The 26088-nt window shown below is 63.8% G+C and carries 22 protein-coding genes and 1 pseudogene; 11 read left to right on the top strand and 12 right to left on the bottom strand.

Annotated features, from left to right (window positions below; translation table 11 throughout):
• Window positions 1-69 precede the first annotated feature (69 nt).
• From VGV37_RS00910 to VGV37_RS00900, 3 genes are all read right to left on the bottom strand, one after another.
• Window positions 70-180 (bottom strand): hypothetical protein, encoded by a 111-nt coding sequence (locus tag VGV37_RS00910; protein ID WP_326877712.1) that lies wholly within the window; start codon window positions 178-180, stop codon window positions 70-72.
• A complete protein-coding gene (locus tag VGV37_RS00905) occupies window positions 149-808 on the bottom strand; it encodes a tyrosine-type recombinase/integrase (RefSeq protein WP_326877711.1) in 660 nt (219 codons plus the stop codon). The genes VGV37_RS00910 and VGV37_RS00905 overlap by 32 nt, the downstream gene beginning before the upstream one ends.
• 226 nt (window positions 809-1034) lie before the next feature.
• Window positions 1035-1898: a LysR family transcriptional regulator gene (locus VGV37_RS00900; protein WP_326877710.1), complete on the bottom strand. Its 864-nt coding sequence runs from the start codon at window positions 1896-1898 to the stop codon at window positions 1035-1037.
• Between the two features lie 120 nt (window positions 1899-2018).
• Between VGV37_RS00900 and VGV37_RS00895 the strand changes: the two genes are divergently transcribed.
• Together VGV37_RS00895 and VGV37_RS00890 are read left to right on the top strand one after the other, a co-directional pair.
• Window positions 2019-2516, top strand: a complete 498-nt coding sequence (locus tag VGV37_RS00895) for a DinB family protein (protein ID WP_326877709.1) — start codon at window positions 2019-2021, stop codon at window positions 2514-2516.
• Complete coding sequence (locus VGV37_RS00890) at window positions 2513-3148, top strand: glutathione S-transferase N-terminal domain-containing protein (protein ID WP_326877708.1); 636 nt, start codon at window positions 2513-2515, stop codon at window positions 3146-3148. The genes VGV37_RS00895 and VGV37_RS00890 overlap by 4 nt, the downstream gene beginning before the upstream one ends.
• A gap of 904 nt (window positions 3149-4052) precedes the next feature.
• On the opposite strand, the gene VGV37_RS00885 is transcribed toward VGV37_RS00890, so the two are convergent.
• The gene (locus VGV37_RS00885; RefSeq protein ID WP_326877707.1) at window positions 4053-4565 is read right to left on the bottom strand and encodes a flavin reductase family protein; all 513 of its coding nucleotides are present in this window, start codon (window positions 4563-4565) and stop codon (window positions 4053-4055) included.
• Window positions 4566-4657: 92 nt separating this feature from the next.
• On the bottom strand, window positions 4658-6451 hold the full coding sequence (locus tag VGV37_RS00880) for a helix-turn-helix domain-containing protein (RefSeq protein WP_326877706.1): 1794 nt from the start codon (window positions 6449-6451) through the stop codon (window positions 4658-4660).
• Between the two features lie 157 nt (window positions 6452-6608).
• On the opposite strand from VGV37_RS00880, the gene VGV37_RS00875 reads away from it, so the two are divergent.
• From VGV37_RS00875 to VGV37_RS00845, 7 genes and pseudogenes are all read left to right on the top strand, one after another.
• On the top strand, window positions 6609-7916 hold the full coding sequence (locus tag VGV37_RS00875; protein WP_326877704.1) for an LLM class flavin-dependent oxidoreductase: 1308 nt from the start codon (window positions 6609-6611) through the stop codon (window positions 7914-7916).
• 48 nt (window positions 7917-7964) lie between these two features.
• Complete coding sequence (locus VGV37_RS00870; protein ID WP_326877702.1) at window positions 7965-9041, top strand: ABC transporter substrate-binding protein; 1077 nt, start codon at window positions 7965-7967, stop codon at window positions 9039-9041.
• Window positions 9042-9048: 7 nt separating this feature from the next.
• Window positions 9049-9879 carry an ABC transporter permease gene (locus VGV37_RS00865; protein WP_326877701.1) on the top strand — a complete coding sequence of 277 codons (831 nt, stop codon included), beginning with the start codon at window positions 9049-9051 and terminating at the stop codon, window positions 9877-9879.
• 11 nt (window positions 9880-9890) lie between these two features.
• Window positions 9891-10682, top strand: coding sequence for an ABC transporter permease (locus VGV37_RS00860; RefSeq protein WP_326877700.1), 792 nt, complete (start codon window positions 9891-9893; stop codon window positions 10680-10682).
• The gene (locus VGV37_RS00855) at window positions 10679-11743 is read left to right on the top strand and encodes an ABC transporter ATP-binding protein (protein ID WP_326877699.1); all 1065 of its coding nucleotides are present in this window, start codon (window positions 10679-10681) and stop codon (window positions 11741-11743) included. The genes VGV37_RS00860 and VGV37_RS00855 overlap by 4 nt, the downstream gene beginning before the upstream one ends.
• A 435-nt stretch (window positions 11744-12178) precedes the next feature.
• Window positions 12179-13240: pseudogene (locus VGV37_RS00850) on the top strand (IS630 family transposase).
• Between the two features lie 210 nt (window positions 13241-13450).
• Window positions 13451-14398 carry an MBL fold metallo-hydrolase gene (locus tag VGV37_RS00845; protein WP_326877698.1) on the top strand — a complete coding sequence of 316 codons (948 nt, stop codon included), beginning with the start codon at window positions 13451-13453 and terminating at the stop codon, window positions 14396-14398.
• A gap of 336 nt (window positions 14399-14734) precedes the next feature.
• On the opposite strand, the gene VGV37_RS00840 is transcribed toward VGV37_RS00845, so the two are convergent.
• Window positions 14735-15631 carry an NAD(P)-dependent oxidoreductase gene (locus VGV37_RS00840; protein WP_326877697.1) on the bottom strand — a complete coding sequence of 299 codons (897 nt, stop codon included), beginning with the start codon at window positions 15629-15631 and terminating at the stop codon, window positions 14735-14737.
• 252 nt (window positions 15632-15883) lie between these two features.
• On the opposite strand from VGV37_RS00840, the gene VGV37_RS00835 reads away from it, so the two are divergent.
• Window positions 15884-17236 carry an MmgE/PrpD family protein gene (locus VGV37_RS00835; RefSeq protein ID WP_326877696.1) on the top strand — a complete coding sequence of 451 codons (1353 nt, stop codon included), beginning with the start codon at window positions 15884-15886 and terminating at the stop codon, window positions 17234-17236.
• A 30-nt stretch (window positions 17237-17266) separates the two neighbouring features.
• On the opposite strand, the gene VGV37_RS00830 is transcribed toward VGV37_RS00835, so the two are convergent.
• Together VGV37_RS00830 and pcaF are read right to left on the bottom strand one after the other, a co-directional pair.
• Window positions 17267-18052, bottom strand: coding sequence for an SDR family oxidoreductase (locus VGV37_RS00830; protein ID WP_326877695.1), 786 nt, complete (start codon window positions 18050-18052; stop codon window positions 17267-17269).
• A gap of 280 nt (window positions 18053-18332) precedes the next feature.
• A complete protein-coding gene (pcaF, locus tag VGV37_RS00825) occupies window positions 18333-19541 on the bottom strand; it encodes a 3-oxoadipyl-CoA thiolase (protein WP_326877693.1) in 1209 nt (402 codons plus the stop codon).
• 248 nt (window positions 19542-19789) lie between these two features.
• Here pcaF and VGV37_RS00820 point away from each other — a divergent pair, with 248 nt between their 5' ends.
• A complete protein-coding gene (locus VGV37_RS00820; RefSeq protein ID WP_326877692.1) occupies window positions 19790-20593 on the top strand; it encodes a glucose 1-dehydrogenase in 804 nt (267 codons plus the stop codon).
• A gap of 33 nt (window positions 20594-20626) precedes the next feature.
• Here the strand turns inward: VGV37_RS00820 and VGV37_RS00815 are convergent, their stop codons facing one another.
• From VGV37_RS00815 to VGV37_RS00800, 4 genes are all read right to left on the bottom strand, one after another.
• Complete coding sequence (locus tag VGV37_RS00815) at window positions 20627-22285, bottom strand: sigma-54 interaction domain-containing protein (RefSeq protein ID WP_326877691.1); 1659 nt, start codon at window positions 22283-22285, stop codon at window positions 20627-20629.
• Window positions 22286-22448: 163 nt separating this feature from the next.
• Entirely contained in the window at window positions 22449-23963 is a 1515-nt protein-coding gene (gene paaH / locus VGV37_RS00810) for a 3-hydroxyacyl-CoA dehydrogenase PaaH (RefSeq protein ID WP_326877689.1), read from the bottom strand.
• The gene (locus tag VGV37_RS00805; protein WP_326877688.1) at window positions 23960-24961 is read right to left on the bottom strand and encodes an NADPH:quinone oxidoreductase family protein; all 1002 of its coding nucleotides are present in this window, start codon (window positions 24959-24961) and stop codon (window positions 23960-23962) included. Before VGV37_RS00805 ends, paaH begins: the two co-directional genes overlap by 4 nt.
• An 11-nt stretch (window positions 24962-24972) precedes the next feature.
• The gene (locus VGV37_RS00800; RefSeq protein WP_326877687.1) at window positions 24973-26088 is read right to left on the bottom strand and encodes a CaiB/BaiF CoA-transferase family protein; all 1116 of its coding nucleotides are present in this window, start codon (window positions 26086-26088) and stop codon (window positions 24973-24975) included.

The following is a 26088-nucleotide window of genomic DNA, read 5'->3' as shown; positions in this document are numbered from 1 at the left end:
TGAGGCATCGGCCGAGATGGACGCGACCAAAAAGGCGCAGGAAACGAAGATCCTCGCCCGACTAGCCGCTCACGCGAGAGTGAGCGAGCGGGTGTGACGCAGCGTGTGGGGCGACACCCGCTTCCGGATCCCGGCCGCTTCGGCTACTTCATGGACCGCGCGGTTGATCTGCCGGGTCAAGACCGGATCGGCGGCACTGCGCCCGGGGAACAGCCAGCCATGGGGCATGCATGACGCCGCGGCGCCTGCCTTCCTTCCACCACAGCCGCAACAGGGCGAGCAACTGGAGAGACAGCATGGCGTTGCGGTCCTTGCCCTGCTCGACCCGGATCAGCATGCGCGTGCTGTCGATATCGTCGATCTTGAGGCTGGCAACCTCCGACACGCGCAGGCCCGCGCCATAGGCGGTGCCGAGGATGGCCTTATACTTGATACCCGGAGCCGCATCGAGCAGGCGGCCGACTTCCTCGACACTCAGCACATCCGGCAGCTTGTGCGGCGCGCGCGCCAGGACCAGGCGCCGCGACAGGTCCGGCCGATCGAGCGTCACCGTGAAGAAGAAGCGCAAGGCCGAGACCGAGCAGTTGATCGTCGGCGATTGGACCCCGCTCCCGTGCTGGTGAAGCTGGAACCGGCGGATATCCTCGGCCGTCGCCGTATCCGGCGATCGCTTGAGAAATGCCGCGAAGCTGCAAACAAAGCGAATGTACTCGCGCTGCGTCCCCGATCGCAGACCGCGCATCGCCATATCTTCGAGCATGCGCTGCCGCAGCGCGCTGACCGGCCGTTCGACGGATGAGATGGACATTGGAGCTTCCTCTCAAGATGAAGGAAACTCCATGCTCTGAACGCTATCTCGATCGTGTGTCGAGCTCGCGCAAGTCGACGGTGAGCAATCGTGGTCAGTTCGGTTGTGCCGCCGTCGCGGGTCTTGAAGCGCCACGGCTCGATCCGTCCGCCGCGACGAGAGAACGGCAGGCAATCATGTTGCGAGAGCTCGTCGGGGTTTGCTGGGCAATTGCGAGTCGCTGTAACTAGGCTTTACACGACGCATCGAGAAACCAACGCGCCACCCGCTGGGCAGCTTTCGTACTGCGCCCTCGAGGGCGCTCGAGCAGCACCGTCCGTCCGGGCGAGGGAAAACTCGACCCGACCGAGACCAGTTTCCCGGCTTCGATGCTATCGGCCACGAGGGATCTGCGAACGAGGGCCGCCCCAGCGCCGGACAACGCGGCTTCGACCATCAGTCCGGCGTCGTTGAACGTGAATCCCCGAGCCGGCGTCCGATCGCAGCGGTTGAGCCGATACCACGACCTCCAGGCCTCCCACACGGGAAGCCCCAATCGACCGCAATCGTCCGCAAGCAGAGGGAGGTCGGCAAATGGGTCCGACGCATGGGATGTCGCATTCGAGCGGCCCGGTGCGGCAACCGCGATCATGACGTCATCATCCTTCGTCATCGATTCCCCGGACCGATCGGCGGAAGGACGCAAGCGTATTGCGAGATCGTAATCGCCATCGTCCAACGACACCTTGTCGTCCGAAACGTGCAAGGCGACGTCCATGTCCGGAAACGAGGAAGCGAACATTGCCAACCGCGGAGCGAGCCAGCAGCGCGCGAATGACGGCAACACACTGATCCGCACGATGGCCCGGCGATCGGCGACCCGCGACGCCGCACGCCTCAGCGCGTCGAGCACCGCGTCCACTGTCTCCAGATAGGCCGCCCCCTCCGCCGTCAGTTCGAACTGGCCATTTTCCCGGCGCAGCAGGCGGGTGCCGAGCCTCGCTTCGAGTGCCGCAATCCGTTGACTGATGGCGCTTTGGCTGACCCCTATCCCTGCTGCCGCACGACTGAAGCTTTTGAGCTTCGCGACGGAGGAGAACGCCTGGAGCATATGGGTCGGGGGGGGATCGTGGCGGACGGGCATCAGCTTGGCTTATCCGTCATTAGGACGTTGTTTTCGACCATTTGCAGTCTCCGGATTAGACTACCCCCACAATACAAGGGAGCCACAATGGATACGAATTTCCGGACGCTATCACGTTGGACAGTGTGGGCCAACGAGCGCCTGTACGACGCCTGTGGGGCGCTGACGGATGACGAGTATATCCTTTCGCGAGCCTGCGCCTTCGGCTCGATCCATCGGACGCTGAATCATTTGCTTGCGGCAGACAGAATTTGGCTCGGCAGGCTGACCGGAGAAGGACATTCCATCCCCTCGATGGATACGGAACTCTACGAGGATTTCGTATCGCTGAGGGCGGCGCGAATCGCCGAAGATCGAAGAATCGTCAGCTTGGTCGATGAAATCGTGGCCAACGGCGACCTCGACGAAGACCTGCACTACACCAGCATGGACGGGAAGCCTCAGCTCTTGCCGCGGCGCTTGGTGCTGTCTCACTTGTTCCTGCACCATGCCCATCACCGCGGCCAGGTTCACACGCTGCTGTCGCAGACAAAGGTGCCACCACCCGCCTTGGATCTGACCTACTACCCGCGGCCCGCCGAATGATAGACTTGTATTTCTGGCCAACACCGAACGGCCACAAGATTTCCCTGTTCTTGGAAGAGGGAAATTTCCCCTATACCTTCGTGCCGATCGACATCGAGCGGGGCGATCAATTCGACGCTCGTTTCCTCGCCATATCGCCGAACAATCGCATCCCGGCCATCGTCGATCACGATCCACCAGGGGGTGGCGATCCCGTGTCCGTCTTCGAGAGCGGTGCCATACTTCTCTATCTCGCGGAGAAGACGGGCCGTTTCTTGCCTGCCGTGCCCGCTCGCCGACTGGCGGCGCTTCAATGGACCTTTTGGCAGGTCGGCGGTCTAGGGCCGATGGCCGGCCAAGCACACCACTTCAGGCACTACGCCGCCGAGCCAATTCCCTATGCCATTGATCGTTATACCAGGGAAGTCTCTCGGCTTTACGGTGTACTCGATCGCCAGCTCGCCTATAGGGAGTATGTCGCCGACGAATACAGCATTGCAGACATGGCCTCATATCCCTGGGTCTATCGACACGCCAAACAAGGTCAGGAACTGGAGCGCTTTCCGCATCTCGCCCGCTGGTACGCGGCGATCGGGCAGCGACCCAGCACCCTCCGGGCTTATTCAAAGGGGGAGGCATTGACCGCTCCGTAGCGGCCGTCCCGTGGGCGCAACGCGCGGAATCGTGCACGACCAGTTCACCACCAGAGATTCGCTCAGCAATCAATATAGGCTCGTCGCAGGCGTTGTCGTAGATCGCCGCCACATCCGCCAGGAGTAGATAGAGAGTCCTGTCCAGAATGAATGTGAGCGTCGCCAGCCAACGATTGCACTGGGGCCTCATCCGCGAACTTCCTCTACGATTTCGACTCGGAACGCGGCCGGGCGGCGCTCGTTGAGAGGGCTTGCCTATTCTCGATACACCAATCCCTGAAGCTGAGCGGTCGCCGTTGCACGAGCTGTTCAAACTGCCGGGTGATCAAAAGAGAGCGACCGTCACGAATTGTGATTAGGCGTGGAATAAGGGCTCTGACTCACTTTTGATGGAGGACGTCAGCACCGCGTAGGATTCTGCTCGTGTCGTTCCTGCGGGAGACGGATCTCACCCGCTCAAGACCTCATCGAATACGCACCGTCCAAACCGCGGCACCCATCGCGCGTGAGCGCGTTCGTACTTGGGCGCACAGCGGAAGTAAGATTTTGGCCGCTGGGCCTTGCTGGTCCACCTCAGTTGGGGCGATTTGAACCTGCAGTGCCAAGTCATTGATTTTTCTATATAGTGACTGGATTGCGATCGAGATGGCGGACAGCAAAAAGTCCTTGAAAGATGTTATCTTTCAAGGACTTGAACTCGGTTGCGGGGACCCGGAACCAACGATTCTTGCGATTGGTCGAGCAGCAAGCCCCTAAACTGGCCGCATAAGGAAGAACCTCAATTGTTGGTCGCCAGATGACAGGAGTCGGTCGAAAGCGGACTGCCGGTTCGGTATCAGAGATCGAGGAAAGCTGCCGTTTGCTCGGCGTTGGGCCACTGCTATCTACGCGATCCTGCCTCACGTCATTTGGCGGGCATACCGGGCGAGACCGTCGCGTCAAGGTTGACGAAGCGGCCCCGGCAAAAGCCAAGAGGCGGGCGCTGGCCGATTTGCAGATCTTCGACGTAACCGATCAGGATCAGGTGATCGCCGGCGATCACCCGTTGATGAAGCCTGCAGTCGAACCAACCGAGGCAGTCGGTCAGGATCGGAGCGCCTGTGGTCGCCTCCTCGTGGACGATCGTCGCGAATCGGTCGACGCCGCGGGCCGAGAAGACGGTGGCGACATCGGTCTGATCGTGGCCGAGGATATTGACCGCGAACCGGTCTGTTGCTTCGAAGGCGGTGATGTTCGACGAACCGTTGCCGATGCAGACCAGGACGAGCGGCGGATCGAGCGAAACCGAGGTGAAGGAGTTCGCCGTCATGCCGCATGGCGCGCCGGACTCGTCCCGCGTGGTCACGACGGTCACACCGGTAAGGAAGGTGCCAAATGCCCGCCTGAGATCGGTGGTGTCAAAATCTGCCTGTCGCATGGGCCGCTCCCGATGCCGTCCTGTCTATCCTCGGAGCTTGGCACAGATCATGGAACGGGCTCCTCCTCTGGATCGGAGGAATGGCTTTGCCCCTATTGCACGACTCCGGGGGGCGGCGATATCAGGACCCGGTGGAACTGGAGCGCCAATTGCAGGGCGAAGCGCTGGTCGGGCGTATCGGTCGTCACGTCGAACAAGTCTTTCAGACGCCCCAGCCGATAGCGGAGCGTGGTGACGTGAATGCCGAGCGCGTCCGCGCAGGGTTGACTGCGGCAGCCGTGATCGAGAAAGGCCGACAGGGTCTTTAGATAGACGGTGCCATAGGCCGCGTCGTGCTTGGTGACGGCGCCGATCATTCTGTCGACGAAGCCGCGCATCTCGTCCGAATCGACGGCCGACATCAGGGCGGGGAAGGGTCCGAAATCCTCGGTCGTGACGGGGCCGCTACGCCCGAACCGGATGGCGAGCGCGCGCAGTCGCTCGCACTCGCGCCAGGCCGGCAGATAGTCGGCCGGATGGCGACAGATCTTGCTCACCACGACCACGGGCGTCGCTCCGGTCACGGCCCTCATCTCGGCGATCACGCGCTGGGTCAAGTTCGCCAGACCGTGCCCCTGCTTCCGATCGACGGGACACCTTATGACGACGGCGCCAGCCCTCAACGCCACCGTCGCACGCGCGTCGAGCCGCTCGACGATGTGCGTGAGGTTGCGGCGCAGCTCCTGCGCGGCACCGACCGGGAGCTTGGTGTCCGAGGTCGCGACCAGCAGGTGCGCCGGTTTGGCGAGATCGATGTTAAGTCGCTCCGCCCGCTCATCAATGTCCGCGAGCGGGCGGGTGCCGTCGAGTAGATCCGCAAACAGATCTTCGAGATTCCGCGCTTCGGTGACGAACGCGACATAGGACCGCATCATCTGGACGCTCAGGCCGAAACGGGCGCTGTCGAGCAGCAGATGATCGAGGTCGCTGGACTCCGGAGTCGGCGAGAGCACGATCAGCGCGCCGACGCGGGTCCGATCGACGGTCAATGGACAGCAGATGGCCGGTACCTTGATCACTCGGCCGTGGATCGACAGCTCCAGTTCCTGGGTATCGAATCTGTGTCGATGGTCCGATCGACCGGCGATCTCTAAAAACTGACCGCCTAGATCATCGGCGATGGCCGCCTGCCAAGCATCATCGTCGACCAGGGTCGGTAGTGACGAGCGCACGGACATCACTCGCCGCGCCGTCAGGTCGACGATCACCGGTGGATTGGGCAGCAGCGACGCCACCATCGTCGCCGCAGCCGCAACCGACCCATCGCCCAGCACCTGATCGAGCAGCGCGCCATGGGCTGAAAGCACGCCACGCAGACGCTCGCCGAAGGCCTGTTCCTCGGCCAGCGAGCGCGCCTTGTCCATCGCGATCTGTCCCAGATGCACCACGAACTGAAGGAACGCCAGTTCGTCCGGAGTGACGTCCACCGCCTCGCGCGAGCGAACCGAAAGGACGATGCGATGGCCCGCCCGGCTGCGATAGTCCATCGGGAGAATGATGACGCCCCGGTAGCCGTGTTCGAGCGCCTCGCGGTGGTAGCCCGGGAATTCCTGCGACAGCTGGGCGTCCCGGATGATGACGGGTTCGTTGCGCTCGATCGCGATCCGCGTCGGGCTTTCTACGAGCGGCCAGAGCGTTTCCAGATTGCCGCCGAGGCGATCGGGATCGTGGCGCGCCACGGTCTGGGCGTAGCCCCGATCGGTATCGATGCTCATGATGCCGCCCGCCGCCCAGGGCGGCCTCCGACAGACCGCCTCCAGCAGATGCAGCAGCGTCTGGTCGAGATCGCTGCTGGCATTGATCTGGCTTGCGACCGCAGCCAGCGACTCGAACAGAGAATGGTCCACGCCCGGCGCTCCTCCTGGCCTGCCTCATTACCAGGAAACATCCTATTTGTGCAGGAAGTCTTCCTACGGATCCTAGGATGCGGCTGCGGAAAACGGGGGTGATACTCATCACCAATGCATAGCTTGGTTAAGCGATGCCGGGTGGAGGGCTTGAGCCATGGGTCAACGTCAGATGCATCTTGTCGCCTATCTGAAGACCGGGCCGACGGCGATGCATGTCGGTGGCTGGCGTCACCCGGAATCGACGCTCGACGATATCCTGCATCCGAGCCGGTATGAACATATTGCCCGGGTGCTGGAAGCCGGCTGCTTCGACGGCTGCTTCTTTGCCGACCTGTTCGGCCTCTACGACATTCATGGCGGCAGCTACGATCCCTACGTCCGCCGCGGCGGCCAGATCAGCTTTCTCGATCCGACGGTGGTGCTGCCGATCATGGCGGCGGCGACCAAGCATCTGGGCCTCGGCGCCACGCTCTCGACCAGCTTTCACACGCCCTATCACCTGGCGCGTTGGCTGGGTTCGCTCGATGTGCTGAGCGGCGGCCGGGTCGCCTGGAATGTCGTGACCTCGGCGACCGATCTCGAAGCGCAGAATGCCGGCATGGACGAGTTGCCGCCGCGCGAGCAACGCTACGATCGTGCCGACGAGGTGCTGGAAGCCTGTTTCGCGCTGTGGAACAGCTGGGACGAGGGCGCCTTCGTGCTCGACAAGGCCGCAGGCGTGTTCGCCGATCCGGCCAAGGTGCATTACGCCAATTACGAGGGCCGCTGGATCAAGACGCGTGGGCCGCTCTCGATCCCGCGCAGTCCGCAAGGCCGGCCGGTGATCATGCAGGCCGGTGCCTCCGACCGGGGCCGCGAGTTCGCGGCCAGATGGGCCGAGGTTGTCTTCACCATCCAGCGCGGCCAGGACGAGATGCGAGAGTTCTATCAGGACTTGAAATCGCGCATGGAACTGGTCGGCCGCAAGCCCAACGAATGCGCCGTGCTGCCGGCGATCTCGGTCGTGCTGGGCGAAACGGACTCGATCGCCCGGGAACGGGCGGATTATCTCAACAGCCTGATCGATCCGGAATTGAGCGTCGCCGCCTCATCCAGCGGTCTCGGTGCCGATCTGACCAAGCTGAAGGCCGACACGAAGCTGGCCGAATTGCAGGGAAACCAGGGCATGAAGGGCACCGAGCAGGTGCTGCAGCAGACCATGCAGGCCGACGGGATCACGCTCGCCCAGGCCGCGGTCAAGCGCAACAAGGGGCGCGAACTGGTCGGCACGCCGGCCGTGATCGCCGACCGGCTGCAGGAGATGTTCGAAGGCGGCGTCTGCGACGGCTTCGTGCTGGCGCCGACCATGTTCCCCGGCATGTTCGAGCAATTCTGCCGGGGCGTGGTGCCGGAGTTGCAGCGCCGCGGCCTCTTCCGCAAGGAATATACCGGCCGCACCCTGCGTGAGAATCTGCAGAGTTGAACCGAAGATCCGTCGTCGTATCAACCTCTTGGCGCGTAGGAAATGAACATGGTGTCGATCTCTGGGGCCGGGCCGACGCGCCGAACAATTCTCCGCGGTTCGCTCGGCGTGGCGGGCACGATGATGCTGGGCGCCGGCGGGCAGGCGCTCGCCGCCGAGGAACTCAAAGGCAAGACGGTCGTCTTCGCCAGCTGGGGCGGCGCCTATCAGGATGCCGAGAAGACCTGCTATTGCGATCCGTTCGCCCAGGCGACCGGTGCCAAAGTCCTGCAGGACGGACCGATGAACACGGCCAAGTTCCGCACCATGATCGATGGCGGCGCGCCGGATTGGGACGTGACCGACATCACCATCGATTTCCTCTATTCCGGCATCGGCGACCAGCTGTTCGAGAAGATCGACAAGGGTATCGTCGATACGAGCCGGCTCGACCCGCGTTTCGTCAACGACTATGGCGTGGGCTGCATCGTCTGGTCCTACAATCTCGGCTACAGCACCAAGGCGTTCCCGGGCAAGGACGTGCCCCGCACCTGGGCCGACATGTTCAACCTGAAGCGCTTTCCGGGCAAACGGACCTTCGGCGATATCGTCGTGTCGACGCTCGAGGCGGCGCTGATGGCCGATGGCGTGGCGCCGGACAAGCTCTATCCGCTCGATGTCGATCGGGCGTTCCGCAAGCTCGACACCATCAAGTCCGAGACGGTATTCTGGAGCTCCAATTCCCAGTCGCAGCAGCTGTTCGTCGACGGCGAGGTCAGCATGGGCCTGATCTTGAACGGCCGCGCCTATGACGCGGCCAAGAAGGGCGCCCCCATCGCGGTCTCCTGGGAGCAGAACATCCAGTCGGTCGATTATCTGGTCGTGCCGCGCGGCAGCAAGAACCGCGCGGCGGCGATGAAGCTGATCGACGTGATGACACAGCCGGAAAATCAGGCAAAGCTGGCGAACATGATCGCCTATGCGCCGACCAATCCGGCCGCGTTCAGCGGGATCGATCCGCAGATCGCGCCGTGGCTGTCGACCGCGCCGGACAACGTCAAGCGGGGCTTCCTGATCAATGCCGAATATTGGCGCGACAATCTGAAGAGGCTGCAGGAGCGGTGGACCGCCTGGAAACTTGCCTGACGCCGGCGTGAAAGCTCCGCTGATCGGCGGGCGTGCGCTGCTGCTGGTGCCGGCGATGCTGGTGCTGCTGCTGGCGTTCGTCGGGCCGGTCGGCTGGCTCTTGGCGCGCGCCTTCACCCAGCCGCAGCGAGGCCTGCAGAATTTCGAGGCGCTGTGGCAGCGGCAGGGCTATCTGCAGGTCCTGTGGAACACGATCGAGATCAGCGCCCTGGTGACGCCGATCTGCGTGCTGCTGGGCTTTCCGATCGCCCATGCCATGGCGACGGGCTCGCCGCGGCTCCGGCGCTGGCTCGTCTTCATCGTGCTGTTGCCGTTCTGGACCAGCCTCTTGGTCAGGACATTTGCGACCGTGATCCTGCTGCAGCGGAATGGCCCGGTGAACGCTGTCCTGATCGCTTTGGGGCTGACGGCGGAGCCCCTGTCGCTGATCTATAATCTGACCGGCGTGATGGCCGGCGCGCTCCAGGTGCTGCTGCCGTTCGTGATCTTTCCGCTGCATGCCGCGATGGCGCGGATCGATCCGGCCTTCATGCAGGCGGCGTTGACACTCGGCGCCCGCCCGGTCCGGGCCTTTATCCGGGTTTATCTGCCGCTGACCCTGCCGGGGCTGATCACCGGCGCCACGCTCGTGTTCATCAGCACGCTCGGCTATTTCGTGACGCCGGCGATGCTGGGAGGCCCGCATCAGACCATGATCGCGCAGCTGATCCAGGACCAGATCGCGCAATTCGGCAATTGGGGCATGGCCGGCGCCCTGTCGCTGCTGCTGCTGGCGGTGTCGGGCGTGCTGTTCCTGCTGCTGCACCTGACCATCGGCCTCAAGGCAGCGGCGCGATGACGGGCGACGGCATGGATCTTTGGCGCCGGCTGCGCGGCACCATTTGCATATTGGTGGCGCTCTATCTGATCGCGCCGCTCGTCATCGTCGTCATCATCTCGTTCAGCGCCGCCTCGTTCCTGCAATTTCCCCCGCCGGGCCTGTCGCTGCGCTGGTACGTCAATCTGTTCGGCGATCCGGCCTGGACCAGCTCGCTGATCGTCAGCGTCCAGGTGCTGATCCCATCGGCGACGCTCGCCACCCTGCTCGGCACCGCCGCGGCTTATGCGCTGGTGCGCGGCCGCATTCCCGGCGCATCCATGATCGGGGCGGCGCTGATGCTGCCGATCATCGTGCCGGGCATCATCACGGCGGCGGCGCTGTTCGGCGTCTATCGCGGGCTTGGTCTCAACGGCACGTTGACCGGCCTCATCATCGGGCATGTGGTGATCACCCTGCCCTATGTCGTGGCCACCGTCAGTTCGGGGCTCCGGACGATGGACCCGCGGCTCGAGGACGCGGCGTCCACGCTCGGCGCCCGGCCCGGGGCCGCCTTCCGGCGGGTCACGCTGCCGCTGCTGCTGCCGGCGATCCTGTCGGGACTGCTGTTCGCGGCCGTGGCCTCGTTCGACGAGCTGATCGTGTCGCTGTTCGTCAGTACGGCGCGGGTCCGGCCGGTCGCCGTGCAGATGTGGTCGAACGTGCGGGGCGACGTCGATCCGACCATCGCCGCCATCGCCTCGCTCTGCTTCGCCTTTGCCTTCGTTGTCCTGTTGGCCGAGGGATTTTTGCGCCGCCGTACCGGAATCGAAGGACCGCGATGACCCAGCCCATGCTCGAACTCAGCGGCCTGCGGAAGAGCTATGGCACCCATGTCGCGGTCGAGAATGTCGATCTGTCGCTCGACCCTGAGGAATTCGTGACTTTCCTCGGGCCGTCCGGGTCCGGCAAGACCACGACGCTCATGATGGTCGCGGGCCTCCAGCAGCCCGACGGCGGCACGATCAGGCTGCAGGGCGCGCCGATCGAGCGGCAGCCGCCCTATCGGCGCGACATCGGCATGGTGTTTCAGCACTACGCTCTGTTCCCGCATATGAACGTCCGGAAGAACATTGCGTTTCCCCTGGAGATGCGCGGCTTGGCGAAGGCAGAGATTGACCGCCAGGTCGCCGATGCGCTCGACCTGGTCGGCCTCGCCGAATACGGCCATCGGCTGCCGCGCGAGTTGTCCGGCGGGCAGCAGCAGCGCGTGGCGCTCGCCCGCGCCATGGTCTATCGCCCGGCCCTGCTGCTGATGGACGAGCCCTTGGGCGCGCTCGACAAGAAGCTGCGCGAGCAGATGCAGCGCGAGATCAAGCGGGTTCATCGCGAGCGCAGGATCTCAGTGCTCTACGTGACGCACGACCAGGAAGAGGCGCTGACGATGAGCGACCGGATCGCGGTGTTCAACCGCGGCCGGATCGAGCAGATCGGCACGCCAAGCGAGCTGTACGAGCGGCCGGCGACACGCTTCGTCGCTGATTTCCTGGGGGACACGAATTTCTTCTCCGGCACGGTGCTAGGCTCGTCCGGCGATCACTGTCATGTCGAGGTGCTGGGGCGCCCGGTCGAGGCGATGGCGCCGAGGCCGGTGGCGGCAGGCACCGCGGTCGTTGTTGCGGTCCGACCGGAACGGATGACGCTGCATCCCGTCGCCGGAGACGCCGGCCTGACCGGCCGGTTGATCGAGGTCATCTACCTGGGCGCGTCCCGGCGATCGGTCGTTCGGCTGGCCGACGGCGGCGATTATTTCGCCCTTCACCCGGCCAGCGCGGCAGCACCGTCCCAGGGCGCCCCGGTCGGCCTATCCTGGAACCGGCAGCACGCAACTGTCTTTCCAGTTTGATCGAGCAGGCGCCCCCGCTCCAAGACAAGGCGTCGGTTCGCCGCACGCCGAGACATGTTGCTGGTGATCCAACTCACTCGGAGGGTACAGGCAGCCTGCTGAGCTTGGCGAGGAGAGTATTGGCGGAACGGTGGCGGAGCTGCGGCAGGTCTTCCAGAGCGAGGCGACGCACGACACGGCACGAACAACAACGCCGCGGCGATTGGTCGGACGGCAGGCCCCAAAGCTGGCGGCCTGAAGGGGAAAGAGCCCGGTCAGTCTGTCGGTCGAGGCACCTTCATCTATCCGGCCTATCATCAATCAGCACCACTGCTCGCCGACCAGACGATCCGACGCCGCCGTTCGAATGGGTTCATTCATGGAGGACTGGATGCTGCTGGTGCACTGATCCAAACATAGGATTCACGTGAGGGCCGGGCTATGCGAATCCGGGGCATGACCCAGACCGTCAGCATCATCGTTGGCGCCGAGGACCGCGAACGCTTAGCCGCGATCATCGGTGACCGGAACCGCCCGGTGAAGCACGTGTAGCGGGCACGGATCGTCCTTCTGTCGGCGGACCGCCTGTCGGTCCTCGACGTGGCCCGGCGCGCAGGCGTCAGCCGTCCCGCCGTCTGGCGCTGGCAGGTGCGCTATGCCGAACAGGGGGTGGAGGGGCTGGTGCGCGACAAGACGCGCAAGCCCGGCAAGGCGCCCCTCTCGCCGGCGACGATCGCGAAGGTACTGGCGCTGACCTGCTCCGAGCCGCCCGGCGAAGCGACGCACTGGACCGGTCGCGCCGTCGCCAAGGCGGTCGGCATTGGCTTGAGTTCAGTCCAGCGACTGTGGGAGGCGCACCGTCTGCAGCCCCATCGCATCCGCACGTTCAAGAAGTCCAACGATCCCGCCTTCGCCGAGATAGTCGAGGCCTGTCTACGAACCCGCCCTGCCATGCCGTCGTCGTGTCGATCGACGAGAAGAGCCATATCCAAGCCCTCGACCGGACCCAACCGGGCCTGCCGCTCAAGCCCGGCAAGTGCGGAACCATGACCCATGACTACAAGCGCAACGGCACCACCACGCTGTTCGCCGCCCTCAACATCCTCGACGGCACCGTGATCGGCCGCTGCATGCAGCGGCAACACCATCAGGAGTTCATCAAATTCCTCAATGCCGTGGAGCGCTCCGTTCCGGCCGGGAAGATCATCCACACTATCGCCGGCAATTACGCTGCCCATAAGCATCCCAGCGTCCTCGCCTGGCTCGCCGACCATCCGCGCGGGTTCTTTCACTTCACGCCGACCTCCGCCTCCTGGCTCAACGCCGTCGAAGGCTTCTTCTCGATCATCACCAGGCGCCGCATCCGGCGCGGCACCTTCAAGTCCGTCGCCGGCCTCCAGGACGCCATCAAGCGATACATCCGCGAACACAACAAGGCATCAAAGCCCTTCGTGTGGGGCCAAATCCGCCGACACCATCCTCGCCAAGCTCAGCAGACTGCCTGTACCTTCCGAATGACTCAGTGCACTAGGCTCTCGGCCGGGCCAGCCGTCGTTGCCTGCTGCCGTGCCTTCATAGTTAGCCGGCTCGAAGATCGTGGCTCGCAAACGCGTTCGCCGAAATTTCTTGGCGACCATGTCACTATCGCCCGTACCCAATCGTCTTGATGGCATGGCGCATAGGTTGCTGCCGGTGAGGCCGGATCCTGCGCCGATCAAAGGACTGAGCATGGAGAATGTGGTGACAGGTGGAAGCAAACTACTTGAACCGAAAACGGCGCCAGAATTGCGCTTGGGAGCCGAAGAGTTGGTTCCGTCGCGCTACGCGGTGCGAATCGGCGAAATTGACGTACTGGTGATCAGCGATGGTGTGCTGCCGCTCCCAAGCGCGATGTTGGGACACAACGCCGACCCGGGCGTACGGGCGGCCTGGCTTAACGACATGTTCTTGCCACCGGACGCTTTCGACTGGGCTCTGAACGTGATCGTGGTACGTAGCGGCGAGCAGACCGTACTCATCGACGCGGGGTTAGGGTCGGATCCGAACTTGAACTTGCCGCGGGCTGGGCAGTTGATTAAACGGCTGGCGGCTGCCGGCATCGACCTTGCGGCCGTGACCGATGTGGTGATTACTCACATGCATATGGACCACATCGGGGGACTCCTCATCGACGGTGTGAAAGAGCGGCTGCGTCCGGACTTGCGGATCCACGTGGCGGCCGCCGAGGCCAAATTCTGGGAATCGCCCGATTTCTCCCACACCTCGATGCCGCCGGGGTTCCCGGAAGTGCTTCGTGCGACCGCCAAGCGGTTCGCGAAAGAGTACGGCAGTCAAGTGCGGCTGTTCGATGAGGAGCGCGAGGTGGCGCCGGGGGTAGTCGTCCGTCGCACCGGCGGCCACACGCCCGGGCACAGCGTGGTCCGCCTGGCATCCGGCGGCGACCGGCTGACGTTTGCTGGGGATGCCGTGTTCACGGTCGGATTCGAGCACCCCGACTGGTACAACGGTTTCGAACACGACCCCGAGGAGGCGGTCCGTGTTCGGGTCCGCCTTTTGACAGAACTGGCTGCGACAGGTGAACAGCTTGTTGCCACTCACCTACCGTTCCCATCCGTCGGCCGGGTGGCCGTCGACGGCGACGTCTTTCGTTGGGTACCGGCCCTCTGGGACTATTGATCAGTCGTTGTGTTAGACCGGCTGGAGCATTCTTCGGTCGAAGTGGACCGGGAGAGTGCGCCAGTCGTTTGATTTGGCGAGTATCTTTGGCGCGCGGCTGATCGCGTTTGGCCAACGATATTGGCGGAACTGGATTGATCAGGTCGCAAGCGGTGACGCAGCTGCGACAGAAAAGGTATCAGACCATCGCAGCGCCGCCCACCACGGGCGTCCGTGCTATCAGCAGTCACGGCCTTCCAGAAGCGCGCGCCGGGACGGACGTGGTGGCGAACTACGACAACTCACACGTTTCTTCGAAGTCAAATCCGTCGCGAAGTTCTTTCAGGCATCGCGCCGTTATTTTCCCGACACTTCCACACCCGCCCATTGCTCGAACATTTTGACAAGCGTCGTCATGTCTTCATCTCCGTGAGTGGGGAGCCATGTGCGCCAAAGCTGCGAGATGAAGCTGGCAACAGGGGTCGGTATCGAGAGGTTTTCGGCGACGCCCAGGAAAAGTGACAAATCCTTTGCCGCAACCCGGTTCGTTGCACCGAAATCGAAAGTTCGAGGCAGGATGGCGAGAGGAAATTTAACCTCGGTTGCTGAATTCCGACCCGAACCGGTATTCACCACTTGGAGAATCGTATTCGGATCGATTCCCGCCTTCACACCTAACACCATCGCTTCGCACGTTGCGGCCATGGCCGTATAATTCAACATGTTGTTGATCAGTTTGACGGTCTGGGCTTGTCCGCATTTTGATCCGACCACCACGATTGTGGAGCCAATCGTTTCGAAAGCGGGCCGCGCAAACTCGATTTCATCGGGATCGCCCGAGGCGATGACCGTCAACTTGCCTTCCCGCGCGCGCGGGACCCCTCCCGTGACCGGCGCGTCAATGAATGCTATTCCACCGGCATTCAACCGAGCACCAATCCTGAAGGCGTCGTCCGGTCCGGTCGTCGACAGGTCGACGACACAACGAGGCTTGCCACCGGACATGATGCCACTCGGGCCGAAGCAAACGTCGTCCATCGCCTCGATGCTGGGCAGGCACGTAAATATCAACTCGGCATGTTCTGCAGCTGCCGCGGCCGTTTCAGCCCAGGCGGCCCCTGCATCGATCAAGGTTTCGGCGCCTTGCCGCCGACGATTGTTTACGACCAAAGGGAAGGCAGCTTGGAGAAGGCGAAACGCCATTGGCGAGCCGATGGCGCCGGTACCGATGAATGCGACCGAAGATTTTGCCATAGTTTTCAATCCAGGTTGGAGGTTCGATTGCCGACCGCAAATTCGATGCCGCAGCTCTCTGGGTAAATTCCCCCGTTGCGGAACCCTGAATCTTGTGTCTTTCGCGAACATCGGTGTTGTCTGCAAGGACACCATTTCTTCATTGCTTTGCGACGTCGGCAGTCAACCGAGTAAGTCGGGTCTCTGGCCCTTATCTTGCTGCCGTCACGTGCGCCGGCGGGAGCCGCCGGCCGTCAGGTCAGGAGTGAGATGGTGGCGCAAGCGCTCGGATTGACACGCAAGCTGTCCCAATTCATCGCGCACGCGCAATGGGAAGATATTCCGCAAACCGTCCGCCATCAGGCAAGGCGTGCGCTCCTCAATTTCTTTGCCACGGCAATCAGCGGTTCGATGGAGCCAGCGATCGACCTTGCGTTGGTGTCATTGCGCGAGTTCGGTCTTTCGACCCAGGCGACCATCATCGGACGGCGGGATCGGATCGATGGTCTCAGCGCCTCATTTCTCAATGCAGCGAGTGCGAATATCGCCGACTTCGACGATACGCACATCCCGACCGTCATCCACCCCAGCGCACCGATATTCCCCGTTCTTTTCGCCCTTGCGGAACGCGGCCAAGTGGACGGGAAGGACCTCCTGCTGGCCTTCATCGTCGGTGTCGAAATCGCTTGCCGCCTGGGTAATGCGATATATCCGGAGCACTACCGTCGTGGATGGCATATCACGGCCACGTGCGGAATCCTGGGAGCGACGGCAGCCGCAAGCCGCGCACTGGGATTGAATGAGCGAGCCATAATCTGGGCGTTGGGAAACGCCGCGACACAGTCTTCAGGGCTTGTCGAGAGCCTCGGCACGATGGCGAAAAGCGTGAGCATCGGGAATGCGGCACGCAACGGCCTCTGGAGCGCTCTGTTGGCCCAGCGCGGATTTTCCGGACCTGACCTACCGATCGAGGGGGCGAACGGCTTTCTAGCCGTCATGGCGAGCAATCCGGATCTTTCCGGGCTGACCAAGGCGTTTGGAGGGAGGTGGGAGCTGTCCAGAAACACTTACAAGCCCTACCCATGCGGTGTGGTGATCAACCCCGTTATCGACGCATGTCTCGCGTGGCGCGATCAGGATGGCGTCGACCCGGCAGCGTTGAGCGAGATCGTCGTTTTCGGAAATCCGCTGCTCCTTCAGCGTGCCGATCGTGCCGATATTCAATCCAGTCGCGAATCCCAGGTCAGCGCGCAGCATGCGATCGCCGTATCATTGCTTTTCGGAACGCCTGGTCTCCAGGCGTTCAGCGACGAGGCGGTTTTCGATGCATCCGTCGCCCTGTTGCGTCGAAAGGTTCGATTGATCGCGGAGGACACGGTGCCGGTCGAGGCGGCCAGAATCATCTTCCGCTGCCGGGATGGAAGCGCGCGGACGGTCGTGATCACGAAAGCCCGCGGCAGTCTCGACCATCCTTTGTCCGATACGGAACTTGAAGACAAATTCCATCGCCTGACGTCGGCGCGGTTGGATCGGGAAGCGCGCGAGGCGCTTTGCGCGCGCGTCTGGTCGGCAGAAAGCCTTCCCGATGTTCGCGAGCTGTTGACGCTCAGCGTTCCAGCTCGATAGCGGACACCGGATCGGACCGCCCCCGCCGGCCTATAGACCGCGCGTCGCCCCTCCGTCGATGTCGATGGTCGCGCCATGGATATATGTGGCGTGGCTCGAGGCGAGAAAAACCGAAAGCGCCGCCACTTCCTCAGGCTTCCCGAAACGGTCGATCTTGAGAGACGAGAGAATTTCCGCTTCGGCCTGCTGGCGTGAACCGCCGGTGCTTCCGATGTAAGTATCGATCTTTCGCGTCAGGCGATCGGTATCGAAGAATCCCGGGTTGACGGCGTTGACGCGGACACCCTGCTTGATGCCGAGGTCAGCTAGCGCCTTGGTGAAATTCAGCAGCGCCGAGTTGACAGACCCGCCGATTGTAAAATCCCGGCTGGGCGTTTTCGAGCCGACCCCGACGATGTTGACGATCGCGCCTCTCCTCTCGGCCAAATGCGGCCAAGCCTCACGGCAAAGCCTGACGCAGCCGTGGAATTTCAACGCATACCCATCGGCCCAGTCGGCGTCCGTCAGATCGAAGAAGCTTCCGCGCTTCGTATCCCCCGCGCAGTTCACGAGAACGTCGAGCCGCCCGAATCTTTCGACGGTGGCCTTCACGGCCTTGTCGGCCGCCTGCGGATCGGTCAGATCCGACTGGTGGATCTCGACTGCCGGAGCGCCGGCGGCACTGGCCTCTCTCGCCGTCTGCCCGAGGGCCTCGCGATCCCGTCCAACGATCACGATGTTTGCGCCGGCGCGCCCGAATTCGACTGCGATCGATTTCCCGAGGCCGCGGCTTGCGCCGGTGATCAACGCGCTCAGCCCCTTCAATTCGACTTCCATGAGTTCCCTTTCCGACCCTGCCGGCCAGCAATTTTGTGTTAAGCGATGGCGTCCGTCTCTCGTGAGCGGAGAGCGCAAGCCGCGTGCCAGTCTGATTTGGCTCGGCGTTTTCGCCGAGAGCCGGAAATCAGCCCGTGATCCGGGGCATTCCCCGCGGATTGGGCGACTTGCCCTGCACCTGGAGATTACACCTGTCCGCACGAGCGACGCTCCTGGCGTAGCCCGTGCCTGGTGTCCCACCGGAACGTGGCCCCCGGGCCTGCTTCCAGCACTGTCCCCATCAAGGCGCTTCGAGGGCGATGGCGATCCCCTGCCCGACACCGATGCACATGGTCGCCAGGGCGCGACGCGCGCCTCGAAGCGAAAGCTCCAGGGCCGCCGTACCGGTGATGCGTGCGCCGGACATGCCGAGCGGATGGCCGAGAGCGATCGCCCCTCCGTTGGGATTTACGAATGATGCTTCTTCGCTGATACCCAGTTCGCGCAGGACGGCGATCCCCTGGCTGGCAAAGGCCTCGTTCAACTCGACGATATCAAAGTCCGCCGGCGTGAGGCCCAGCCGTTCGCAGAGTTTCCGCGTGGCCGGTACCGGCCCGATGCCCATGATGCGCGGTGGTACGCCAGCGGCAGCGCCACCGACGATCCTGGCCAAAGGGGTCAATCCGTGCCGCGTGATGCCGGTCGTGGAGGCGAGCACCAGAGCGGCGGCACCGTCGTTGATGCCTGATGCATTCCCCGCGGTCACGGTTCCGCCGATCTGGCGGAAGGGTGTCGGCAATTTCGCGAGCCTCTCGATCGTCGTGTCGCCGCGCGGATGCTCGTCCTTCTCGACAAGAACCGGTTCGCCCTTGCGCTGCGGCACGGCGACGGAGATGATTTCGCGAGCGAGCCTGCCACTCGCCTGCGCCGCGACGGCTTTGGCCTGCGAACGAGCGGCGAAGGCATCCTGGTCATCACGACCGATGTCGTAATCCTCGGCGATATTCTCGCCGGTTTCCGGCATCGACTCTACGCCATACGACTGCTTCATCAGCGCATTGACAAAGCGCCAGCCGATCGTCGTGTCGTAGATTTCCGCATTTCGCGAGAAGGCCTGGTCGGCTTTCGGCAGGACGAAGGGAGCCCGGGACATCGATTCGACACCGCCGGCGATGATCAGGTCGGCTTCGCCGGCCTTGATGGCACGAGCGCCGGCGATCACGGCACTCATTCCCGAGCCACAGAGTTGGTTGACCGTCGAACCGGGCACGCCAATTGGCAGGCCGGCGAGCAGAAGGGCCATGCGTGCGACATTGCGATTATCCTCCCCCGCCTGATTGGCGCAGCCCAGGATGACGTCATCGACCGCTGCCCAATCCGTCCTCTGATTGCGACGGATCAGGCCTTTCAACGGGATGGCGGCCAAGTCGTCGGCCCGGACCTCCGCCAGGGCGCCTCCGAACCGGCCGATCGGCGTGCGGATGTAATCGCAAATGAAAACGTCTTGCATCTCGGTCTCCTCCTAGACGTCCCGCTATTTCCTGGCGGCAACTTGCACTGCCGGTGCCAGCCAAGCGGCAGGCCCGCACGGGGGCGCCGGAAGATCATCGGCTGTCGGCCGGGACGGCATCGATTGTCGTTGGCCCGGACAATCTCCGCGCTGGACGACGCCGCAGCCTGCCGGGCGGGCGCTGGCATCCGCCTTGCTGGTCGACCCTCGGAAACCAGGACCGGCAAGCGAGAAGAGGGAGGCACGCAATGGGCAGGCTACATGAGAAGGTCGCCATCATTACCGGCGCAGCGGGAGGACAGGGCGCCGCCGAAGCACGGCTATTCTCTCGCGAGGGTGCGTCGGTCGTGCTGACCGATCTCGCCCGCGACGGGTTGAACGACCTGGTTTCCGAGTTGCGCCAGGCAGGCGGACGAGCCATCGCAGCTCGCCATGACGTCACCGACGAAGCTCAATGGGTCGACGTCATGAGACTGGCGGAGAGCGAGTTCGGAGGCGTGAACGTCCTCGTCAACAATGCCGGGACGATCTCGCGGCAGGGTATCGCCGATACCGCGCTCGATGCCTGGTATCGCACGATCGATGTCAATCTCACGGGTCCGCTGCTGGGGATGAAATGGGCGGCACCGGTGATGCGGCGCTCGGGCGGCGGCTCCATCATCAACGTCTCGTCGACCGCCGGTCTTACCGCGCACAATGATGCCGCCTATTGTGCCAGCAAATGGGGCCTGCGCGGGCTGACCAAGACCGCCGCGGTCGAGTTCGCGGAATGGGGCGTCCGGGTAAATTCGATTCACCCCGGCGTGATCGGAGGAACGACCTTCAGCAGGAACAGCGCCCCCGGGCATGCCGAGGCAGGACGGCGAGCGGCCCCCCTGCAGCGCGAAGGCGCTCCCGACGAATGCGCGAACGTCGTGCTTTTCCTGGCCAGCGACGAGTCGAGCTACGTCACGGGCGCCGAGATCGCGATCGACGGCGGCTACACGGCCGGCGGAACGTTATGGATGAGATCGAAACTGCGCGACGCGCTCGCGGCCGGCGAGATCGTTTAGGGCGAAACCGTTCGAATTGCAGGCCGGCCCCGTTCAGCCTTCTCGCGGCCCCTGCTCTCCGAGGATCTTGTATATGTACGATCGAGAGATCCCGAGCTCTTCCGCGACGCGCTTCTTGTTCCCTCTCCGCCGCTCCAGCGCTTCGCGAATGAGCTTGAGTTCGAGATTCTCGATTGCCGCCTTCAATGTGGTCGGTTCCGGCTCGGCGCCCCGTGTCCCGGGGAATGCCATGGCATCCGAAGCCGAGGGCGGCACCGAATGGTCGGTCAGCAGGCTCATGGTGATGCGCCCGTTTTCTGCAAAGACCAGCGCGCGCTCGATCTCGTGATAGAGCTGCCGGACGTTGCCCGGCCAGCTCTGCTCCATCAGATAGGACATGGCCTCGTCCGTGATCGCCGAGCGTTGACCATGAAGCGAGGCGTATTCCCGCAGGAAGTGGTCCACCAGCAGGGGAATGTCGTCGAGGCGCTTGCGCAGCGGCGGCACGTCGATGGTAATCGTCGAAATTCGGTAGAACAGATCCAGGCGGAACTTCTCCTCGGAGACGAGCTGCTGCAAATTCCGGTTTGTCGCCGTAATGAGTCGAAAATTGACCTCGATCGCCCGCTCGCTGCCGATCGGCTCGATGACATGATCCTGGAGGACGCGGAGGAGCTTGACCTGCACCTCGATCGGCATATCACCGATCTCATCGAGGAAGATCGAGCCGTCTGACGCCTGCTCGAACTTGCCGCGCCGCCCCTTGCGATCGGCTCCCGTGAAGGCGCCGGCCTCGTAGCCGAACAGCTCCGACTCGACGAGCGTGGAAGGCAGCGCCGCGGCATTGACCATGACCATCTTCTCTTCCCGGCGCGGGCTGAGGCGATGCAGGGAATGGGCCACGAGTTCCTTGCCGGTTCCGCTCTCGCCGCGGATCAGCACGGGAAGTTCGAGCGGGGCGACCTTGATGATCTCGCGCCGCAGGCGCCGCATCTCGGGCGAGTCGCCAATCAGATCGTCCAGCCCGTAGGTCTTGCGACGCAGCGAGGCCGCCTCGCGTTTGTAAAACGCGACCTTGCTCTCGAGCGCATTCACACGGCGGCTCAGCTTCTCAACCTGCTCGGGCCCCTTGAACATGACTCGACCCATCGCCCCGACGATCTTGCCGTCGTGGCGGATCGGCACGCGGGAGACGACCCGTTGAGAGCCCCTCATCTCCTGGATGACGCCGATTTCGGCCTTGCCCGATTTGACCACCATGTCGAGGCGGGTATTCTCGATGACCTCGCGGACCGGACGGCCGTTGGCTTCGCCGTGGCCGAGACCGAAGAACTTCTCGTGCACGGGCGAGAAGTAAACGACCTTCCCGTCGGCATCGACGACCGTCACGGCTTCGAAGGGATCGTTTAGGATGTGATCGAGAATGTCGTAGGCGAAATCCACCGAGCTCAGGAACTCGAGAACGGTCCCGCTCGAGAGACGGCTGAACAGGATCAGTTCACCCTCGGGCGTCTGCGTGATGAGAGCTATCAGTTTCTGGCGATCGATGATGACGGATTGAACGCGCCGCGCACGCGCTTCGCGCAGCCAGGCCTTGTCGCTCACGAGGGCCTGCAGGCGGGGATCGGTGCCGATGCCCTGCGATAGGGTGATCCGTCCCTCGCCGTTTCGAGCGATGATGCCATCGATCGAAGTCCCTGGCCTGTCAGTCACCGGTGTGTTTCCCCGTTGGCATTTTTGTCGTTTCCATGGACATTCGCATGAGGCCCGCACCAGTGGCAACCACGGACCGCCCGGGCGGCAACCGGGTCGAAATCGAGCCGGGAGCCTGCTGGATCCACCCAGGCTGCCAATCTCCGAAAGCGGATCGTGCCCGTTACATCAGCGCCATGCCGCTGGCGGCGCGACGGCGCAGGAAAAGCGACGCCCGGTACCGGTCATCACCATAAGCGGCCTGCAGGGCCTCCAGCGTTTCGAGCACACGTCCGACGCCGATGTCTTGTGCCCAGGCCAAAGGACCTTTGGGATAGTTGAGGCCCAGTTTCATCGCACGGTCGATGTCCGACGGCGTCGCGACCCCGAGATGGGCTGCCTCGGCTGCCTCGTTGGCCAGCATGGCGACGGTGCGCAACACGACGAGCCCCGGGAGATCCCCGATCAATGACACCGTCTTGCCGAGAGACTGGAACAATCCTGCCGCGGTGGCGATGGCGGCATCCGGCGCCTGGTCCGCCTTGGCGATGGCAACGCGCTTGGCAGTGACATAGTCAAGCGCGACGTCGAACAGCACGAGGTCGGCCGCCGCGCCGCCCGCGACCCGTGCCGTCGCGGTTCTGCCATCGGACAAGGCGAGGGTCGCCCCTTCCATCCGTATCAAACCTTCGCCCGGACGACACTCGACGGGAATCCCGGCATTTGCCAGGGCGGCCGCGAGCGGCTCGGCAGGACCCAACACCCCTTCGATCACGACCGACCGAGGTGCCGGTGCCGGCGAACAGGTCCGAACCCGGGGCGGCGCGGCACCCGCCGCGTGATCGTAAAAGCCGCGGCCCGTTTTCCGGCCAAGCCAACCCGCCGCGACAAGCTCCTGTTGCACGAGCGACGGGCGAAAACGCGGATCACAGAAATTCGCCTCGAAGACGGAGCGGGTGACCGCAAAATTGACGTCGTGCCCAATCAGATCCATGAGCTCGAAAGGTCCCATGCGAAAGCCGCCGGCCTCGCGCATGATCGCGTCGAGGGTCGGCACGTCGGACGCCGCCTCTTCGAGCAAGCGCAACCCTTCCGCATAGAAGGGTCTCGCCACCCGATTGACGATGAATCCCGGCGTCGAGGTCGCGCGGACGGGCACTTTGCCCCACGACCGAGCCGTTGCCACGAGAACGTCGAGGACCTCGGCATCGGATGCGAGTCCGGAGACGATCTCGACCAGCGCCATCACGGGCGCGGGATTGAAGAAGTGCAGCCCGCAGACCCGATGAGGATGGCGCAAGCCGGCGGCAATCGCCGTCACCGAGAGCGACGAGGTGTTGGTGGCGAGGATCGTTTCTTCCGCCACCAGATCCTCGATTTCGCCGAACAGCTTGCGCTTGATTGCGAGGTCCTCGACGATCGCTTCCACGACGAGGCGCGCGCCCTTCAGTTCCATCAGCGAGGCTGCGACGGTCAGCCGGGCTGCCGTCGCGGCCGCATCGTCCGGTTCCAACCGGCCCTTCTCGACGAGGCGGCCGAGATTTGCCAGGACACCCTCGCGTCCCTTCTTCGCCGCCCCATCCCGGGCATCATAGAGCAGGACGGGATGGCCGGCCTGCGCGGCCACTTGCGCGATCCCCGAGCCCATGGCGCCCGCACCGATAACCACGACCGTTGCGTTCGTCGACAGGGCGCTCATGCTGCCGGTGTTCCGACGGTGACGACCGCCTTACCCTGGACCTTGCCATCGGCGACGAGCTCCAGTGCCTCAGGCAGCGCCTCGAACGGGAATACCCGCATGATACGCGGCCGGATGGCGCCAGTGCGCCAGAGGCCGAAAAGCTCGCTCTGGACCGCCTGGATCCGCTCCGGTGTCCGGTCGCGATAGTCGCTCCATTGCAGGCCGCTGATCGAAATATTCTTCACGAGCAGGTAATTGACCTTGACGCTCGGAATGTCGCCTGCGGCGAATCCGATCACGACCAATCGACCGCACCAGGCCATGGCGCGCAAGGCAGCGGTGAAGAAATCGGCACCGAGAGGGTCCAGTACGACATCGGCGCCCCGGCCTTCGGTGGCGGCATGCACCTGGGCCCTCAGGTCGTCCCGCAAGTTCTCGACCGCGAGATCGATCGCCGCATCGGCGCCCGCTTCCAGCACCAACGCGGCTTCGTCAGGGGAGCGTACGGCCGCCAGGACCCGGGCGCCCAGCCCCTTGGCAATCTGGATGGCGGCCATGCCGACGCCACCGGCGGCCCCGCCGATCAGGACGGTTTCGCCCTTGCGGAATCGGCCGCGCTCGACGAGGGCGAAATGTGCCGTCTGATAGACGAGCCCCATGGCCGCGCCCGCCTCGAAGCTCATCCCGTCCGGCAGCCTGTATGTTTGTCGCGGTTGAACGACGGCCTGGTCGGCGAAGGCGCCATGCTCGACCTGCGCCATGACGCGGTCGCCGACGGCATACCCCGTGATACCCCGACCGACGCTGCAGACGACACCGGCAAGATCTTTGCCGGGAGTGAACGGGCGGCACGGCAGGATCTGGTACTTGCCGGAAATGACCAGCGTGTCCGGGAAATTGATGCCGGCCGCCTTGACGTCGACCACCATCTCGCCGTGTTGGGGAACGAGGTCGGGTAAGGTATCGATCCGCATGGTCGAGGGGAGCCCATGCTCCCAGACGCGATAACTGCGCATGTGCCGGTCTTTCAGCTCTCGAGGAGCGCCGTAGTCGATGCGCCGAGCGTCGGTGCTACGGAGCGGGAGGCCTCCTCACGGAAGATGGAGGCCAGTGGGATGGGTAAAGCCGGGAGGTCCCGTCCTCCCGCCTGAAGCTTGTGAGCGAACAGGCGGCGCGCCGCGACATGCGGGTCGTTCACCGCTTCTTCGAGGGTGACGACGATGGAGCAGCAGACGTCCTGGCCCGAGAAAACCTGCTGCCATTCGGCCGCCGTGCGGGCACCGATGCGCTCGGACACCGCGGCGATCACGGCCCGCGGCTCGGCTGACGACGCGCAAAACTGGCCGGGAAGTTCGATGATCCGGGTAAAGTTTTCCCAGAACTTGTCTTCGAGCGGGGCCGCAGCAAGGTATCGCCCGTCGCTGGTGCGATAAATCTGGTAGCGGGGCGTGCCGCCGGTGACGAGTTCACGGCCGGGTACCGGCCACCCCGCGCCGGAAAAACCGTTGCCGAGCCCCCAGTAAGTGAAAGCAAACAGATTGTCGCCCATGGCAACGTCGAGATAGGCGCCTTCTCCCGTCAGATCGCGCCGGCGCAACGCCAACAGGATGTTCATCACTGCCGGCAAAGCGCCGCCGGCCACGTCCGCGGCGAGCACCGGCGGCAGGACCGGCGCGCCATCGATGCCGGCACTCAGCCCGAGCACGCCCGTCTCTGCCATGTAGTTGAGGTCATGCGCGGCGACCTTGGCCTTCGGACCGGTCTGGCCCCATCCGCTGATGGAGCAATAGATCAGCTTCGGATTGATGGTGCGCAACGCTTCGTACCCGAGGCCGAGACGGTCCATGACGCCCGGGCGGAACTGTTCGACGACGATGTCGGCCTTCGCGAGCAGCGGCTGCAATCGCGCGGCCGCGTCCGGTGCCTTGAGATCGATGACGACGCTCTGCTTGCCGCGGTTCAGCATGACGAAGTTGGCGCTGTCGTCCCCGATCTTCGGATCGTAAGTCCGCATGTCATCGCCACGCCCCGGACGTTCGACCTTGATGACGTCCGCGCCGGCCTCGGCGAGGATCAGGCTGGCGAGCGGTCCCGGGAGGAGGGTCGAAAAGTCGAGGACCAGGAGTCCTTCCAACGGTCGCAC

The sequence above is a fragment of the Aliidongia sp. genome (assembly GCF_035943795.1).
Classification (GTDB): domain Bacteria; phylum Pseudomonadota; class Alphaproteobacteria; order ATCC43930; family CGMCC-115725; genus Aliidongia.
The sequence above is the reverse complement of the archived record's forward strand: the minus strand, read 5'-3'. Positions and strand labels throughout refer to the sequence as shown.